14 protein-coding genes are annotated in these 14,843 nt (G+C 71.1%); 10 read left to right on the top strand and 4 right to left on the bottom strand.

Features of this window, described 5'->3' with window-relative positions; translation table 11 throughout:
* Positions 1-254 precede the first annotated feature (254 nt).
* Complete coding sequence (locus tag LIV37_RS24970; RefSeq protein ID WP_020869874.1) at positions 255-1,793, bottom strand: ATP-dependent DNA ligase; 1,539 nt, start codon at positions 1,791-1,793, stop codon at positions 255-257.
* Between the two features lie 57 nt (positions 1,794-1,850).
* Positions 1,851-2,366 carry a DUF7144 family membrane protein gene (locus tag LIV37_RS24965; RefSeq protein WP_121824541.1) on the bottom strand — a complete coding sequence of 172 codons (516 nt, stop codon included), beginning with the start codon at positions 2,364-2,366 and terminating at the stop codon, positions 1,851-1,853.
* Positions 2,367-2,630: 264 nt separating this feature from the next.
* Here LIV37_RS24965 and LIV37_RS24960 point away from each other — a divergent pair, with 264 nt between their 5' ends.
* The 10 genes from LIV37_RS24960 (at position 2,631) to LIV37_RS24915 (ending at position 13,309) form a co-directional block, all read left to right on the top strand.
* Positions 2,631-5,387, top strand: a complete 2,757-nt coding sequence (locus LIV37_RS24960) for a SpoIIE family protein phosphatase (protein WP_121824542.1) — start codon at positions 2,631-2,633, stop codon at positions 5,385-5,387.
* 263 nt (positions 5,388-5,650) lie between these two features.
* Positions 5,651-7,267: a sensor histidine kinase gene (locus LIV37_RS24955; RefSeq protein ID WP_121824543.1), complete on the top strand. Its 1,617-nt coding sequence runs from the start codon at positions 5,651-5,653 to the stop codon at positions 7,265-7,267.
* Between the two features lie 14 nt (positions 7,268-7,281).
* The gene (locus LIV37_RS24950) at positions 7,282-7,710 is read left to right on the top strand and encodes a roadblock/LC7 domain-containing protein (RefSeq protein WP_020869870.1); all 429 of its coding nucleotides are present in this window, start codon (positions 7,282-7,284) and stop codon (positions 7,708-7,710) included.
* The gene (locus LIV37_RS24945) at positions 7,707-8,066 is read left to right on the top strand and encodes a DUF742 domain-containing protein (protein WP_020869869.1); all 360 of its coding nucleotides are present in this window, start codon (positions 7,707-7,709) and stop codon (positions 8,064-8,066) included. The genes LIV37_RS24950 and LIV37_RS24945 overlap by 4 nt, the downstream gene beginning before the upstream one ends.
* Positions 8,047-8,691, top strand: coding sequence for a GTP-binding protein (locus tag LIV37_RS24940; protein ID WP_185057991.1), 645 nt, complete (start codon positions 8,047-8,049; stop codon positions 8,689-8,691). The genes LIV37_RS24945 and LIV37_RS24940 overlap by 20 nt, the downstream gene beginning before the upstream one ends.
* Positions 8,688-9,986, top strand: coding sequence for a cytochrome P450 (locus LIV37_RS24935; RefSeq protein WP_020869867.1), 1,299 nt, complete (start codon positions 8,688-8,690; stop codon positions 9,984-9,986). Before LIV37_RS24940 ends, LIV37_RS24935 begins: the two co-directional genes overlap by 4 nt.
* Before the next feature lie 94 nt (positions 9,987-10,080).
* A complete protein-coding gene (locus LIV37_RS24930) occupies positions 10,081-10,644 on the top strand; it encodes a GNAT family N-acetyltransferase (RefSeq protein WP_020869866.1) in 564 nt (187 codons plus the stop codon).
* A 107-nt stretch (positions 10,645-10,751) separates the two neighbouring features.
* Positions 10,752-11,966, top strand: a complete 1,215-nt coding sequence (locus LIV37_RS24925) for a helix-turn-helix domain-containing protein (RefSeq protein WP_020869865.1) — start codon at positions 10,752-10,754, stop codon at positions 11,964-11,966.
* A gap of 104 nt (positions 11,967-12,070) precedes the next feature.
* Positions 12,071-12,412 (top strand): ATP-binding protein, encoded by a 342-nt coding sequence (locus LIV37_RS24920; RefSeq protein WP_020869864.1) that lies wholly within the window; start codon positions 12,071-12,073, stop codon positions 12,410-12,412.
* A gap of 285 nt (positions 12,413-12,697) precedes the next feature.
* On the top strand, positions 12,698-13,309 hold the full coding sequence (locus LIV37_RS24915; RefSeq protein ID WP_121824544.1) for a TetR-like C-terminal domain-containing protein: 612 nt from the start codon (positions 12,698-12,700) through the stop codon (positions 13,307-13,309).
* Positions 13,310-13,384: 75 nt separating this feature from the next.
* Here the strand turns inward: LIV37_RS24915 and LIV37_RS24910 are convergent, their stop codons facing one another.
* Complete coding sequence (locus tag LIV37_RS24910; RefSeq protein ID WP_020869862.1) at positions 13,385-14,098, bottom strand: DUF305 domain-containing protein; 714 nt, start codon at positions 14,096-14,098, stop codon at positions 13,385-13,387.
* Positions 14,095-14,763 carry a DUF3105 domain-containing protein gene (locus LIV37_RS24905; protein ID WP_020869861.1) on the bottom strand — a complete coding sequence of 223 codons (669 nt, stop codon included), beginning with the start codon at positions 14,761-14,763 and terminating at the stop codon, positions 14,095-14,097. Before LIV37_RS24905 ends, LIV37_RS24910 begins: the two co-directional genes overlap by 4 nt.
* Between the last annotated feature and the right edge of the window lie 80 nt (positions 14,764-14,843).

The raw sequence follows: 14,843 nt of genomic DNA, 5'->3' as shown, positions 1-14,843 counted from the left end.
CCCCGCGGCCCGGGGTCCAGGGCCCTGGGGTGTCCGGCGGATCATTCCCCACCCCGCCGCACGTCGGCCGCGCCCGGGGGCCCGGGGAGTGGGGCCCGGGGTCTGGGGCGAAGCCCCAGTTGTGGGAAGGGGCGGGGAGGGGACAGCCCGCCGCAGGCGTCAAGACCCCGTCGGCCGTCCCCGGGGCCCCCTCGGACCGTGAGCCCCGGGGCCCCTCGGACCGCCCTCGGACCGTGAGCCCCGGGGCTCCCCGTTCACCCGCCGCGCAGCGCCAGCACCGTCTCGACCGTGTCCGCCTGGTCCGCCGGTTTGTCCTCCCGGTAGCGCAGCACCCGCGCGAACCGCAGGGTGACGCCCGCCGGATAGCGGGACGAGCGCTGCAGCCCGTCGAAGGCCACCTCCACCACCAGCTCCGGCCGCACCCGCACCACCCAGCCGTCGTCGCTGACCGCGATCCCCAGCAGCGCCTCCGTCTGCCACTCCAGCATCACGTCGGTCAGCCCCTTGAACGTCTTGCCCAGCATCACGTACGTGCCGTCCGGCGCCCGCGCGCCCAGATGGAGGTTGGACAGCTTCCCGGTGCGGCGGCCGTGCCCCCACTCCGCCGCCAGCACCACCAGATCCAGCGTGTGCACCGGTTTGACCTTCAGCCAGGACGCCCCGCGCCGGCCCGCGCCGTACGGCGCCTCCAACCCCTTGACCAGCACCCCCTCATGCCCCCGGGCCAGCACGTCCGCCGCGAACTCACCGGCCGCCCGCCGGGTTTCCGGATCCGCCGGGTCGTCGGCCACCAGCCGCCGCACCCGCCGGGGTCCGGGGGCGATCCGGGCCAGTTCGGCATGGCGCTCGTGGGCCGGGAGGTCGAGCAGATCGCGGTCGTCCACCATGAGCAGATCGAAGAAGACGGGGGACAGCGGCAGCGCGGCCGACGCCCCGGCCACATCGAGCCGGGAGCCGACCCGGCCCGAGGTCTCCTGGAACGGCCGGGGCCGTCCCTCCGCGTCCAGCAGGATCACCTCGCCGTCGAGGATCGCCCGGTCCACCGCCAGCTCCCGCGCCGCCGTGACCACCTCCGGCAGCCGCTCGGTGATCTCGTCGAGGGTGCGGGTGTAGATCCGTACCTCCTCGCCGTCCCGGTGCACCTGCACCCGGATCCCGTCCAGCTTCTCCTCGACCGCGCACGCCCCCAGCCGGTCCATGGCCTCGTCGAGGTCCTTGGCGCTCTGCGCGAGCATCGGCAGCACCGGCCGCCCCACCTCGAGCCGGAAGTCGGCCAGCGCCTCCGGGCCGCGCGCCAGCAGCGCCTCGGCCACCGCGCCCAGCGACCCGCCGAGCATCACCGCCCGCCGCACCTCGGCGGCCGGTGCGCCGACCGCCTCGGCGAGCCCCTCCACGGCCAGCCCCTCCAGTGCCCCCTGCCGCAGCTCCCCGCCGATCAGGCCGAGCAGAAAGCCCTGCTCCTCCTTGGTCGCGGCGGACAGCAACTCGCCCACCAGTCGCTTGCGGGCCGCCGTCGCACCGGTGCCGGCGACCGCCGCGACCCGGCTCAGGGCCTCGTCCACGTCGAGCACCGCGAGCGTCGGCTCGGCGGCGGGTTCCCGCCGGTGGCGCAGGGTCGACCAGCCCACTCCGGTGCGGCGCTGGGGCAGCTTGCCCGCGAGGTAGGTGATCACCACGGCCGCCTCGGCCGGTTCCGTACGCCGGAACAGCCGGGCCAGTGCGGCGATCTTCTCCGTGCGGGCGGCGGTGGCCGCGACCTGGCGGGAGGTCAGCGCGACATCAGCCAGCAGCATGGCTCCAGCCTGCCCCGCGCCCTGCCGGGAAACCAGGCGTCACGTCCCTCAGGTCCCTCAGGCGGTGCGTCCCGACTCGGGCCCTCCCGCCGCGGGCCCTCCCGTCTCCGCGCGGCCCGTCTCTCCGCGGCCCGTCTCCGGGCGGCCCGGGCCGCCGCGGCTCGGCCCGGCGCACAGCGCCCAGATCACCAGGGCGTCGATGATGAGCAGCACGGTGGCCCAGACCGGGTAGTACGGCAGCCACAGGAAGTTGGCGATGAGCGCGAGACCGGCCAGCACCACGCCCGTGACACGGGCCCACATGGCACCCGTGAACACCGCGAACCCGGCGATCACCACGGCGATCCCGAGGGCCAGGTGGACCCAGCCCCAGCCGGCGAGGTCGAACTGGAAGATATAGCTCTGCGTCACCAGGAAGACCTGGTCGGTCCGGATGGCCGAGATGCCCTGGAGCAGGTTCATCAGCCCACCGAAGATCATCATGACCCCCGCGAAGACGAGCCATCCGCTCACCGCCCGGTGCATATGGCCCGGAGCGGCCCCTGTCTGAACTCCACCGGCGTGACTGGCCATGTCGGGCTCCTTCGTCCGGCGCGATCGGCGCCGCCACGACACCGATTCGCGGCAATAAGGGTGAATTACCCTTTTCTCAGATTTGCATAGACCCCCGTCTTCGGCACCTCGCCCACCGTGAGCCCGCCGGTCAACCCGCGGCGGTCCCGCGGCGGATTCGCCATGGATACGGAAAGTCGCACATCATATGCGGAAGGTGATGGTCGCCTGGCCGTCGGAACCGGAGATTCGCCTTCCAAGAATTCCCGGTGTAGATGTATGTGTATGGCCCGGTTTATGGGTCGATCGTGGGCTGCCCGCATGTTCCCCGGTCGGCGCCCACGGAGTCGGCGGCGGGAACGCCCGGAGGTGGCGGGCCGGCGCTTTCGATCGTGGCTGAACGTTCGCAGCGTCGCCGGGCAGGTCTTCATCCTGCAGCTCGTGATCGTGCTGCTGCTCGGCGCGGCGGCCACCGTCGCCCTGGTGCTCCAGGTGCGGCACGATGCCACCGACGAGGCCCGCAGCCGGTCCGTCGCGGTCGCCGAGTCGTTCGCCAACTCCCCCGGGATCGTCGAGGCCCTGCACAGCCCCAACCCCACCAAGGTGCTCCAGCCGAGGGCCGAGGCCGTCCGGAAGAGATCCGGGCTCGACTTCGTCGTGGTCACGAACGACAAGGGCATCCGGTACACACACCCCAAGCTCAACCGGATCGGCAAGCACTACGTCGGCAACATCGACCCGGCGCTGCACGGGCACACCACCACCGACACCGGCCCCGGCACACTGGGCGAGGCGATGGACGCCGTGGCACCCGTCTTCGACAGAAACCACAAGGTTGTCGGCCTGGTCGGCGCGGGGATCACGATCAAGAAGGTGAGCGGGCTCGCCAACCGCCAGCTGCCGCTCCTCGTCGGCGCCGTCTCCGCCTCCCTCGTGCTCGCCACCAGCGGCACGGCGCTGGTGAGCAAGCGGCTGCGGCGGCAGACCCGTGGCCTGGACCCGATCGAGATGACCCGGATGTACGAGCACCATGACGCGGTGCTGCACTCGGTGCGCGAGGGTGTGCTGATCGTCGGCGACGACGGGCGGCTGGTGCTCGCCAACGACGAGGCGTCCCGGCTGCTCGACCTGCCGCCGCGGCCCGAGGGACGGCTGGTCGACGACCTGGGCCTGGAGTCCCATGTCGCCGACGTCCTGGCCTCCGGGCGCGATGTCACCGACGAGGTGCTGGTGGCCGGCGACCGGCTGCTGGCCATCAACAACCGGCTGACCGACCGCGACGGGGGACCGCCCGGCAGCGTCGCCACCCTGCGCGACTCCACCGAACTGCGGGCCCTCTCCGGCCGCGCCGAAGTGGCCCAGAAGCGGCTCAAGCTGCTGTACGACGCGAGTGTGGAGATCGGTACCACGCTCGATGTGAGCCGTACCGCCGAGGAACTGGCGCAGGTGGCGGTGGACCGCTTCGCCGACTTCGTCACGGTCGACCTGGCGGAGCCCGTGGCGCGCGGCGATGAGCCGCTGGCCGTCGGTGGTGTCGAGATGCGCCGGTCGGCGGTCCACGGCATCCGGCCCAACCACCCCTTCTATCCGGTCGGCCGGGTGTTCGCGTTCGTCCCGTCCTCGCCGCAGGCGTTCGGGCTGAGCGGGGGCGAGCCGGTCGTGGAGGCCGATCTCTCCGAGGCCACCGGCTGGCAGGCCCAGGACCCCGAGCAGACCGCCAAGGTCATCGAGTACGGCGTCCGGTCGCTGGTCACCGTGCCGCTGCGGGCCCGGGGCGTGCTGCTGGGCGTGGTCAACTTCTGGCGGATGAAGCAGCGCGAGCCCTTCGAGCAGGAAGAGGTGTCCCTCGCCGAGGAGCTCGCCTCGCACGCCGCGGTCTGCATCGACAACGCCCGCCGCTACACCCGCGAGCACACCATGGCGGTGACCCTCCAGCACAGCTTGCTGCCCCGCGCCCTGCCCAGCCAGAGCGCCCTGGACGTGGCCTTCCGCTATCTGCCGGCGGAGTCGGGGGTCGGGGGTGACTGGTTCGACGTCATTCCGCTGCCGGGGGCGCGGGTGGCGCTGGTGGTGGGGGATGTGGTGGGCCACGGCTTGCACGCGGCGGCGACGATGGGGCGGCTGCGGACGGCGGTGCACAACTTCTCCACGCTCGATCTCCCGCCCGATGAGATCCTCTCCCACCTCGACGATCTGATCGCCCGGATCGACCAGGACGAGGGCCCGGGCGGGCCGAACGGCGACGGCAGCGGCGGTGGGGGTGGCGGCGAGGGCATCACCGGGGCGACATGTCTGTACGCGATCTACGATCCGGTGACGCGGCGTTGCACCATGGCGCGGGCCGGTCATCCGCCGCCCGCGCTGGTGCGTCCGGACGGCTCGGTGGAGTTCCTGGAACTTCCCGCGGGGCCGCCGCTGGGCCTGGGCGGGCTGCCGTTCGAGACCGCGCAGCTGGAGCTGCCCGAGGGCAGCCATCTCGTCCTCTATACGGACGGGCTCATCGAGGACCGCCGCCGGGAGATCGACACCGGTCTGGAGATGCTGCGCCGCGCCCTGTCCCACCCCGGCCGGACCCCCGACCAGATCTGCACCGAGGTGCTGGACGCGCTGCTGCCCAGCAACCCGAGCGATGACATCGCCCTGATCGCCGCCCGGACCCGGGTCGTGGGCGCCGACCGCGTGGCCTCCTGGGAGGTGCCGTCCGACCCCGCCGCGGTGTCCGGGGTGCGCGCCGAGGTCATGCGGAAGCTGGCGGAGTGGGGGCTGGACGAGGCGGCGTTCACCGCCGAGCTGGTGCTCAGCGAGCTGATCACCAACGCCATCCGGCACGCCACCGGCCCGATCCGGGTGCAGGTCCTCCGCGACCGCGCGCTGATCTGCGAGGTCTCCGACACCAGCAGCACCTCTCCGCATCTGCGGTACGCGGCGACGATGGACGAGGGCGGCCGGGGGCTGTTCCTGGTCGCGCAGTTCGCGGAGCGCTGGGGCACCCGCTACACCTCGGACGGCAAGGTCATCTGGGCCGAGCTGGCGATTCCGTAGCGTCGCCGGGCGGGCCGACGGCGGCGGCGCAAAGGGCGGCGCAACGGTGGCGCAAATGGTGGCGCGAATGGCGGTGTCAATGGCAGCGTCATATGCGTCCGGAACATGACGCTTCACGGCGCCCCGATTTGACGGGTCGTCATGATCCATGTGTTGAGAGGGGCCGGTCAAACTGACGTGACTCTACTAACATGTGGCGCCCACGGCTTGATGTCCGCGTGGTCCAGCCAAAAACCCTCAACGCGCCCATGAGGACCTGATAGATGTCAGCACACATATCCAGCCATCCGTACAAAGGGCCCTCGGTGACGCGAGGGGCCCTGACCGTCCCCCTGCTGGCAGCCGTCGTCGCCGCCGGAGCGGGACTGTGGGTGACCACCGCGGTGCCATCCGCCCAGCGCGCCTTCGTCGCCGTCTTCTGCGGAGCCGCCGCCGTGCTGCTGGGGGTGGCGCTCGCCGTCGCCGCCAACCGCTCGCGGACCATCGGCCGTCTCCAGGAGCGGGTCACCTCGCTGGAGACCGCGGCCGCCGCGCGGGAGATCGAGGCCACCCGGCTCGCCGAGGAAACGATTCCGTCCGCGGTCCGGCAACTGCGCGAGGGCGGCTCGGTGGAAACCGTGGTCACCCGCATGGAGCGCCCCACCAGCCGGGCCCATCAGTATCTGCTCCGGACCCTGCTGCGCGAGATCGGCGACGGTGAGCGGATGCGCGCCTCCGCGATGGCCGCGTGCGCCAACGCCGCGGGCCGCGTCCAGGCGCTGGCCACCAGCATGCTGGCCGACCTCCGGGAGATGGAGAACCGCCACGACGAGACCGTCCTCGGCGATCTGCTGAAGCTGGACCACACCACCGCCCAGGCGGGCCGGATCGCGGACAGCATCGCGGTGCTGACCGGCGCCCGTTCCGGACGCCGCTGGACCAAGCCGATCGTCATGGAGTCCGTGCTGCGCGGCGCGATCGGCCGGATCAGCGCCTTCCAGCGGGTACGGGTCCACTCGACCAGTAACGCCGCGGTGGCCGGTTACGCGGCCGAGGGCGTCATGCACGCCCTCGCCGAACTGATGGACAACGCCGCCAGCTTCTCGCCTCCCACCGAGGAGGTGCATGTGTACGTCGAGGAGACGCACGCGGGCGTCGTGGTGACCGTCGAGGACGGTGGCCTGGTGATGGGCCCGGCCGCCCTGGACCGCGCCCAGAAGGCCGTCTCCTCCGAGAGCCTGGACCTGATGACCCTGTCCGGCACCCGGCTGGGCCTCGCGGTCGTCGGCTGTCTGGCCCGTAAGCACGGGCTCACCGTCTCCTTCCGGCCGTCCGCGCGCGGCGGCACCGGTGTCGTCGTCCTGATCCCGCAGCAGCTGGTCACGCACATCAACCAGGACGCCGTCGTCCTCGACACGCCGGGCACCGTCCGCACCGGGGTCCCCCGGCAGACGTCCGCCGCGCCCGCCGCGTCGACCGCCACGAGCGCGTCCACCGCCACGGTCGCGCCCGCCCCGAGCGCGTCCACCCCGAGCGCGTCCGCTCCGGCCGCCGCGCCGTCCACGTCGCCGGAGACCGACCCGTCGTCCCCGTCCCCCTCGCCGTCGTCCGCGCCGGAGCCCTCCGCGCAGCCCTCGCGGGTCAACGGACTGCCCAAGCGGCGCCGTGGCGAGACGCTGGCCGCCGCCACCCGGGCGGCCGCCCAGACGGCCGAGACGGAACCCAAGCCCAAGACCAGCCCGCCACGACCCGAGGAAGCCGGAGCCCGCTTCGGCGCCTTCCGCCAGGCGGCCCGCGGTACATCCGCCGCAGGTGCCCCGTGTGACACCGAGCCTTCGGTAGCCGCAGATCACACCGAGTCCGCCGAGTCCGCCGAGCCTGCCGAGAACGACAAGCCGTGACAGAAGGAACGCCGATGAACACCACCGACCGCAGCTTGGACTGGCTGTTGGAGAACCTGCTGGAGAAGACCCCGGGCTCGCGTCACGCCCTGGTGCTGTCACGGGACGGCCTCAAGCTGTGCCTCTCCTCCGGGTTGTCCGTGGACCAGGCCGATCAGCTGGCGGCCATCGCGTCGGGCATCCAGAGCCTCGCCCATGGCGCGTCCATCGAGTTCGGCGACGGAAGCGGCGGCGTACGGCAGTCGATGACGGAGTTCCACGGGGGAATTCTGTTCATCGTCGAGGCCGGCGAAGGCGCCCATCTCGCCGTGGTGGCCCATGATGATGCCGATGTCGGCATCATCGGCCACAACATGAACGAGCTGGTCGAGCAGATCGGCGACCATCTGCGGGCCGCTCCGCGGGTGGAAGCGGGCGGCAGCGGCGGCGGGGCGAAGGCATGATCCGAGGTCCGCTGGACAAGGAGGGCCCGGACCGGCTGTACACCGTCACCGGCGGCCGCAGCCGGGCCGACGAGAGCCGGTTCGACATGGTCACGCTGATCGTCAGCGAAAGCGATCCCACCCCCGGGATGCAGTCCGAGCACGTCAAGATCCTGCGGATGTGCCGCCGCCCCCTGTCGGTCGTGGAGATCTCCTCGTATCTGGAACTGCCCGTCAGCGTGGTCAAGATCCTGCTGTGCGATCTGCTGGACACCGGCCGGATCACCGCGCGCCATCCGCATGCGGCCCGTCCCGGCGGCCGGCTGCCCGGGCCCGAAACCCTGAAGAAGGTGCTCGTTGCACTCCAGAATCTCTGAGACCACCGTGAGCACCGCGCTCCCCGGCGGCGCCGGGCACGCCCCGCTGCGGGAGAGCGCGAGCAACGGTCTGAAGATCGTGATCGTCGGCGGGTTCGGCGTCGGCAAGACGACGATGGTGCAGTCCGTCAGCGAGATCCGCCCGCTCAGCACCGAGGAGACGATGACGCAGGCGGGCATCGGCATCGACGACGCCTCGTTCGTGCGCCACAAGACCACCACCACGGTGGCCTTCGACTTCGGCCGGATCAGCCTGGACGAGCAGATGGTGCTCTATCTGTTCGGCGCCCCGGGCCAGGAGCGGTTCTGGTTCCTGTGGGACCGGCTGTTCTCCGGGACGCTGGGCGCGGTCGTCCTGGTGGACACCAACCGGCTCTCCGACTCCTGGTACGCGCTGGACCGGCTGGAGCACCACGGCACCCCGTTCATCGTGGCCCGCAACAACTTCACCGAGCCGCAGCACACGCTGGAGGAGGTGCGGGAGGCCCTCGACCTCCCGCCCGAGGTGCCGATGATCGAATGCGACGCCCGCAAGCGCGACTCCAGCAAGGCCGTACTGGTCGCGCTCGCCCGCTACCTCTACTCCCTGTCCACCAACGGCTCCGCCGGGGAGACCACCGCGTGACCACCCCTGACCCCACGTCCCCGCTGGATGCCCCGCCCGGGGCCGCGCCCGAGCCCGTCTTCCCATCGGCGCCCGCCCCGCCCGACGGGGTGGTGCCCCCCGGGTCGGTGCCGCTGGACTACGAGCGGTTCCGGGACGAACCGATGGAGCTCTATCGCGAGCTGCTCCGGGACCACGGCCCGGTCGTGCCCGTCCTGCTGGACGGCAAGATCCCCGTCTGGACGGTGCTCGGCTACCGCGAGGTGGTCCGGGTCACCACCGACCCCAACCGCTTCGCCCGTGACTCCCGCCGCTGGCACTCCTGGCATCTGGTGCCGCCCGACTGGGAGTTGACGACCTTCGTCGGCTACCGCCCGACCATGCTGTTCAGCGAGGGCGCCGACCACCAGCGGCGGTCCGAGGCCATCTGCGACGGCCTCGCGTCGGTGGACCAGTTCGAACTGCGCGCACAGTGCGAGCGCGTCGCCGACCGGCTGATCGACACCTTCGCGGGCAGCGGCCGGGCCGATCTGGTGGCCGAGTACGCCAGCCAGATCCCGCTGCGGGTGGTGACCCGGCTCTACGGCCTGGACGACACCGAAGCCGCCGCCATCCAGGAGGACTCGCTCCACCTCACCGGGAACGACGCCCCCATCGCGCTGCAGAAGATGCAGACCCGGATGGAGGCGCTGATCAAACGCGTCCGGGAGAACCCCGACCAGGTCAACGTCGCCGCCCATCTGGTGTCCCACCCCGCCGGGCTCACCGACGACGAGATCATCAACGACGTGCTCGGCTCCATCTACGCCGTCCAGCAGCCCACCAGCGACCTGATCGGCAACGCCCTCCGGCTGATGCTGACGGACGAACGGTTCGCCATCACCCTCTCCGGCGGCCGCCGCAGCGTCGGCCAGGCGCTCAACGAGGTGCTGTGGGAGGACACCCCGGTCCCGTTCTGGATCGGCCGCTGGGCCGCCGACGACACCGTGCTGGGCGGCCGCCGCATCAGGAAGGGCGACTGCCTGATGCTCGGCCTCGCCGCCGCCAACGCCGACCCCGACGTCCGCCCCGACTTCCACTCCGGCGCCGGCGGCAACCAGGCCCATATGGCCTTCAGCCACGGCAAACACGGCTGCCCCCCGGCCGCCCGCGAAATCGCCGAGGTCATCGCCACCGCCGCCATCGAGGTCCTCCTCGACCGCCTCCCGGACGTCACCCTCTCCGTCCCCGCGGACGAGCTCGAATGGCGCGTCACCCTGATGATGCGCGGCGTGGCCGCCCTCCCCGTCGAATTCACCCCGGCCCACCTGCACTGACCGCCCGCCGTCCCCCGGCGCCGCGCCACGCCCCGCCGGGGGACACGTCTTTTCGGGACAACGAGCGTGCTGCCCGCAAGAGTAGAGTCCCGCCATGTTTCCGGTCATCCGTGACGAAACTCGCCTCTCACTTCGCGAACTCACCGTCGATGACGTGGACGCGGTCCTGGCCATCTACGGCAGCCCGAAGGCCACCGAGCACCTGAGCTTCACGCCACGCTCACGCGACGAGGTCAGCGGCATCGTCGAGCGATCGGTGACCTCGGCGACGGCGACCCCACGCCAGGAGTACGCACTCGCCGTCGTCGAGCGGGCCGGCGCCCAACTGATCGGATTCGCCCGCCTCGCCCACGACCCGCACCAACAACGCGCCGCCACCATCGGATTCGCGCTGCGCCCCGACACCTGGGGCGTGGGCTACGGCAGGGAGACCGTCTGCCTGCTCCTCGCCCTCGCCTTCGCTGACCTGGAACTCCACCGTGTCTGGGCCGCTCGGGCGCCTCTCAACGTCGCCTCGGAGAAGACGCTCCTCGCGGCGGGCATGACAGAAGAGGGCCGAATCCGCGGCCACGTCCACGTACGTGGGGCATGGCGGGACTCCATCGTCTACGGAGTGCTGCGCGAGGAATGGGAGTGCGGAGAGGGCAACCGTCGGTAGCCGCGCTCCGGGCCACCGGGGACAACTCTTCACCTGCGGAGTGAGCGAGGGCGTAGCGTGGAAGCCGCATCCGCCTGATACCTGATGGTGAGTGGGGGACCAGTGCCATGGGCTGTGAGGACGAGCAGGGGCTCGGGGAGCGGATCGCTCGGTTCCGAGTCCGGCGCAAGCTCACCCAGGAGCGGCTCGCTGAACGGGCGGAGCTGTCCGTGGACGTGGTGCGCAAGCTGGAACAGGGGCAGCGACAGACGGCGCGGCTCTCGACGATCAACGCCCTCGCCCGCGCGCTCGATGTGGAACCGTCCGTGCTGATCGGTCAGCCGACCACCTTCGAGGCCCGTCAGGAGGGCGACTCGCCGTCCGTTCTCGCGCTCCGGCAGGCCGTCTCCCCGCTGACCGAACTCCTCGGTGAGGACACCGACCCCGAGGCCCCGCCCACCGTCGGGGCGCTGCGCGCCGCGTTACGGTCCACCGAACGCATCCGGCGCGAGGGGCGGATGGCCGAGATCGGCGTCCTGCTGCCCCAGCTCATCCGGGACGCCAGGACGGCGGCACACGCCCACAGCGGCGCTGACGCCGCCGCGGCTCATGCGGTGCTTGCCGAGGCGTATCAGGTTGCGGCCACCACGCTGGCCGCACTGGGCAAGGAGGACGCCGGGTTCACGGCGCTGGAGCGCTCCATGGAGGCCGCCCGGCGGTCGGACGATCCGCACCTCGAGACCATGGGCGTCTCCACGTTGTCGTGGATCCTCACCAAGCAGGGACGGCTGGAGGACGCCGAGCGTGTCGCCCTGGCCGCCGCCGAGCGGATCGAGCCCGGATTCCGGTCCCGACCCATGGAACTGTCCCTGTGGGGAATCCTGCTGCTGCGCGCCGCGACGGCGGCCGTGCGACGCGGCAAGCACGACGCCGTGGACGAACTGCTCAACATGGCGACGGCCGCTGCCTCTCGCATCGGAGAGGACCGCCTCGACTACGCCACACCGTTCGGCCCGACCAATGTCGGTGTCGCCAAGGTCAACTTCCTGGTGGAGATGGAGCGCGGCGCGAAGGCGCTGACCGCGGCCCGTGCCGTTCCCGAACTCCACCGCCTTCCGCCGACATGGCGCGCCCGGTTCCATGTCGACCGCGCCCTGGCCTGCGTCGACCTCGGCAAGGACGGCAGCGCCATTCGCGCCCTCCTGGCCGCGGAGGGCGATGCGGCGGAGTGGATGCGCTACCACGGAACGGCTCGGCGGGTGGTGGCCGAACTACGTGGCCGCGAGCGCCGCCGCACCTCCCCCGTGACCGAACTGGCCGACCGGCTCAACCTGGACGGGTAGGACGCGACGTCCCACGCACACGTCAAAGTGGTACGTACGGTCACTGTGCGGTCGCTCTCGGCGGTCATAGCGTGCGCTCACGTTCACGAACCGCGAGGTCCGCCATGATTGTGACCACCACCGCCCGCCCCTCCGGGCACCCCGGCTGCACGGAGACCCTTCCGTGCACGGCCCAAAGCGCCGCCACGGCTCGTCGTCTCGTCCGTACAGCGCTGGCGGTCTGGGGCATAGAGCACTACGCCGACGCCGCCACCCTCATCGTCTCGGAGCTGGTGGCCAACGCGGTGGACCACACGGACTGCCGCGTCATCCGCGTCACCGTCACCCGTCCCGAGCCCGACGTGGTCCGCATCGCCGTGGTGGAGGAGTGCGCCTGGCGATGGGGGGCCGATCGGCTGCCCTGGGGGAAGCGGGTGTGGGGCGAGTTGAGATGTGAGACCGGCTGATGGCCGCCCTGGACGCGGGTGTTGCCGTATCGAGCCGGGAGCGGTGAGCTCGGAAGGGGGAGGCGGATAAGAAGGGGAGCGTGCTGGACCTTCCTTCCCCTCGTGAGGAAGGTCCGGCAAACTCTGCGCCATGTTGGCCTAATGCGCTGTCGCGCGCATTAAGTAACGGGTGTCACACTAGCGAGGGGTGTGTACGCCGTGCAATGGGTTACCGGGCGTTCAGCGCCCGGGTGTCGTGAAGATCTGGTGCTCACGAAGGTGGAGGGGCCGTAGAGTCGGCGCGTCATGACAGAGCGACCACCGCATGGGTCGGCTCGCCCCGGGGGGCGTACGGCCCGGACTCGGGCCGCCGTGTTGGCGGCCGCGTACGAGGAGCTCGACCGCGACTCGTTCGCCGAGCTCACCCTCGATCGGCTCGCGCGGCGGTCGGGGGTGCATGTGTCGACCATCCGGCGGCGCTGGCGCACGGCGGAGGGGGTGGTCGTCGATCTGCTGGCCGAGCGGAGTTCGACGCTGCCCACCCCGGACACCGGTGACTTCCACCGGGATCTGAGCGAACTCACCCAGGCCATCGCGGACTTCAACAACGCCCTGCGCAACCGCAATGTCATGCAGGGGCTGCTCGCGGCGGCCGCGCATGACACCCGGGTCGAGGAGATCGTCCGTAACGCGTTCGTGCGGCGGACCGAGGAGGTGACCCTGATCGTGCGGAACGCGGTGGAGCGGGGGGACATCCCCGCGGAGACCGACGCGTGGGAGGTCATCGCCTCGCTGGGGGCGCCGCTTTACTACCGGGTGCTCATCCTGCGCGGGTCCATCGACGATCGGCTGGTGCACACCACCGTCGAGGCGACGTATCAGGCAACCCGGTCCGGGGTGTTCGTGCGGAAGGGGTGATGGCGCCCCGCGGCCCCGTGGGGCAGACCCACGGGGCGGTCCCCGTGGGGGGCGAGGGGCGCCATCGGCGGGGCGTCAGGAGGAGGACGCGCCGCGTGCCTTGAGCATGTCGGCCATCAGCTGGATCTCCGACTGCTGGCCCTGGACCATCGTCCGGGCCAGGTGCTTCTCGGTCGAGTCCTTGACCAGCTCGACCGCGCCCTTCGCCATGTCGACGCCGCCCTTGTGATGGGCCGTCATCAGCTTCAGGTAGAGCACCTCGGCCGCCTTGCCCTTGGCCTTGCGCAACTCGTCGAGCTGGCTGTTGGTGGCCATGCCCGGCATGAGCGAGCCGTCGTGCGGCTTGTACGTGGAGCCCATGCCCTTCATCGAGCCGTGGTCCATGCCCTCCATGCCGTCCGACGACGCGTGCTTCATCCACGTCATCGGCGGATCCTCGGACGTCTTGTCCAGCCCCCACATGTCCAGCCAGCCCTGGAGCATCCCGGCCTGGGTGGCCTGGGTGCTGGCGATGTCGAACGCCAGCCGTCGCACCTCGTCGTCGTCGGTGCGGTCGCGCACGATGAACGACATCTCCACCGCCTGCTGATGGTGGACGGACATGTCGCGGGCGAAACCGGCCTCGGCCGAGGTGTCCTTCGGCGTCCCCGTGTCGGTCGAGCCCTCCGAGCGGTCGCTCGTCAGCCACAGCACCGCCACCGCAACCAGCGTCAGCAGGGCGAGGGCGGCGGCGATCCCCGCCACCAGCGGCTGGCGGGAGGCGCGGCCGACGGCGGTCCCGTCGCTCACGAAGTCTTCCCGTTGGTGCAGTAGGCGCCGGGCTCGGGCGTCTGCTTGCCCTGGACGAACTTCTTGAAGAAGTCGGCCACCCGCGGGTCGGACGCCTTCTCGACGTCGAGCTGATTGCCCCAGGCGTTGAGGACGATCGGCGCGTCCTGCTCCTGGTAGGGGCTCATCAACGAGTACGGGGTCTTCTTGACCCGCGCCGAGAGGGTGGCGACGTCCTCCTTCGACGCCTTGTCGGTGTAGGTCACCCACACCGCGCCGTGCTCCAGCGAGTGCACCGCGTTCTCCTTGGTCAGCGGCTTGGTGTAGACATCGCCGTTGCAGTTCTGCCAGACCTGGTTGTGGTTTCCGCCGACCGGCGGCGACATCGCGTACTTCACCGAGCCCTGGACATGCGTCCGGCCCAGGTTCTTCCAGGTCTTCATGCCCTTGAACTCGCCGGTCTTCACGACCGACGAGGTGACCTTGGCCTCCTTCTTCTCCTTCTTGTCGCTCGCGTCGACGAGGAAGTAGCCCCCGACGGCCAGTCCGGCGACGATCACCGTGACCGAGGTGATGGTGATGATCCGGTACCGGCGCTCGCGCGCCTTCTCGGCGCGGCGCAACTCCTCTATCTTCGCGCGGCGGTCGGCCGCCGCACCCTTCGTCTTCGATTCCTTGGAGCCCATGGCTGTCCTCAACCTCGCAGTTCGCGCAGTTCGCGCTGTTCGCACACTGGATGGGTGGAGAGGTGCATCGCGGTGACCGG

It is taken from the genome of Streptomyces rapamycinicus NRRL 5491 (assembly GCF_024298965.1).
GTDB lineage: Bacteria > Actinomycetota > Actinomycetes > Streptomycetales > Streptomycetaceae > Streptomyces > Streptomyces rapamycinicus.
This window is presented reverse-complemented; position numbering and strand designations above follow the sequence as displayed.

Excerpts from the sequence above, each read along its gene's own strand:
- LIV37_RS24950 (WP_020869870.1), top strand. The coding sequence starts at position 7,282 with ATGAACACCACCGACCGCAGCTTGGACTGGCTGTTGGAGAACCTGCTG.
- LIV37_RS24965 (WP_121824541.1), bottom strand. The coding sequence starts at position 2,366 with ATGGCCAGTCACGCCGGTGGAGTTCAGACAGGGGCCGCTCCGGGCCAT.
- LIV37_RS24945 (WP_020869869.1), top strand. The coding sequence starts at position 7,707 with ATGATCCGAGGTCCGCTGGACAAGGAGGGCCCGGACCGGCTGTACACC.
- LIV37_RS24955 (WP_121824543.1), top strand. The coding sequence starts at position 5,651 with ATGTCAGCACACATATCCAGCCATCCGTACAAAGGGCCCTCGGTGACG.
- LIV37_RS24920 (WP_020869864.1), top strand. The coding sequence starts at position 12,071 with ATGATTGTGACCACCACCGCCCGCCCCTCCGGGCACCCCGGCTGCACG.
- LIV37_RS24970 (WP_020869874.1), bottom strand. The coding sequence starts at position 1,793 with ATGCTGCTGGCTGATGTCGCGCTGACCTCCCGCCAGGTCGCGGCCACC.
- LIV37_RS24960 (WP_121824542.1), top strand. The coding sequence starts at position 2,631 with ATGGCCCGGTTTATGGGTCGATCGTGGGCTGCCCGCATGTTCCCCGGT.
- LIV37_RS24905 (WP_020869861.1), bottom strand. The coding sequence starts at position 14,763 with ATGGGCTCCAAGGAATCGAAGACGAAGGGTGCGGCGGCCGACCGCCGC.
- LIV37_RS24925 (WP_020869865.1), top strand. The coding sequence starts at position 10,752 with ATGGGCTGTGAGGACGAGCAGGGGCTCGGGGAGCGGATCGCTCGGTTC.
- LIV37_RS24930 (WP_020869866.1), top strand. The coding sequence starts at position 10,081 with ATGTTTCCGGTCATCCGTGACGAAACTCGCCTCTCACTTCGCGAACTC.
- LIV37_RS24915 (WP_121824544.1), top strand. The coding sequence starts at position 12,698 with ATGACAGAGCGACCACCGCATGGGTCGGCTCGCCCCGGGGGGCGTACG.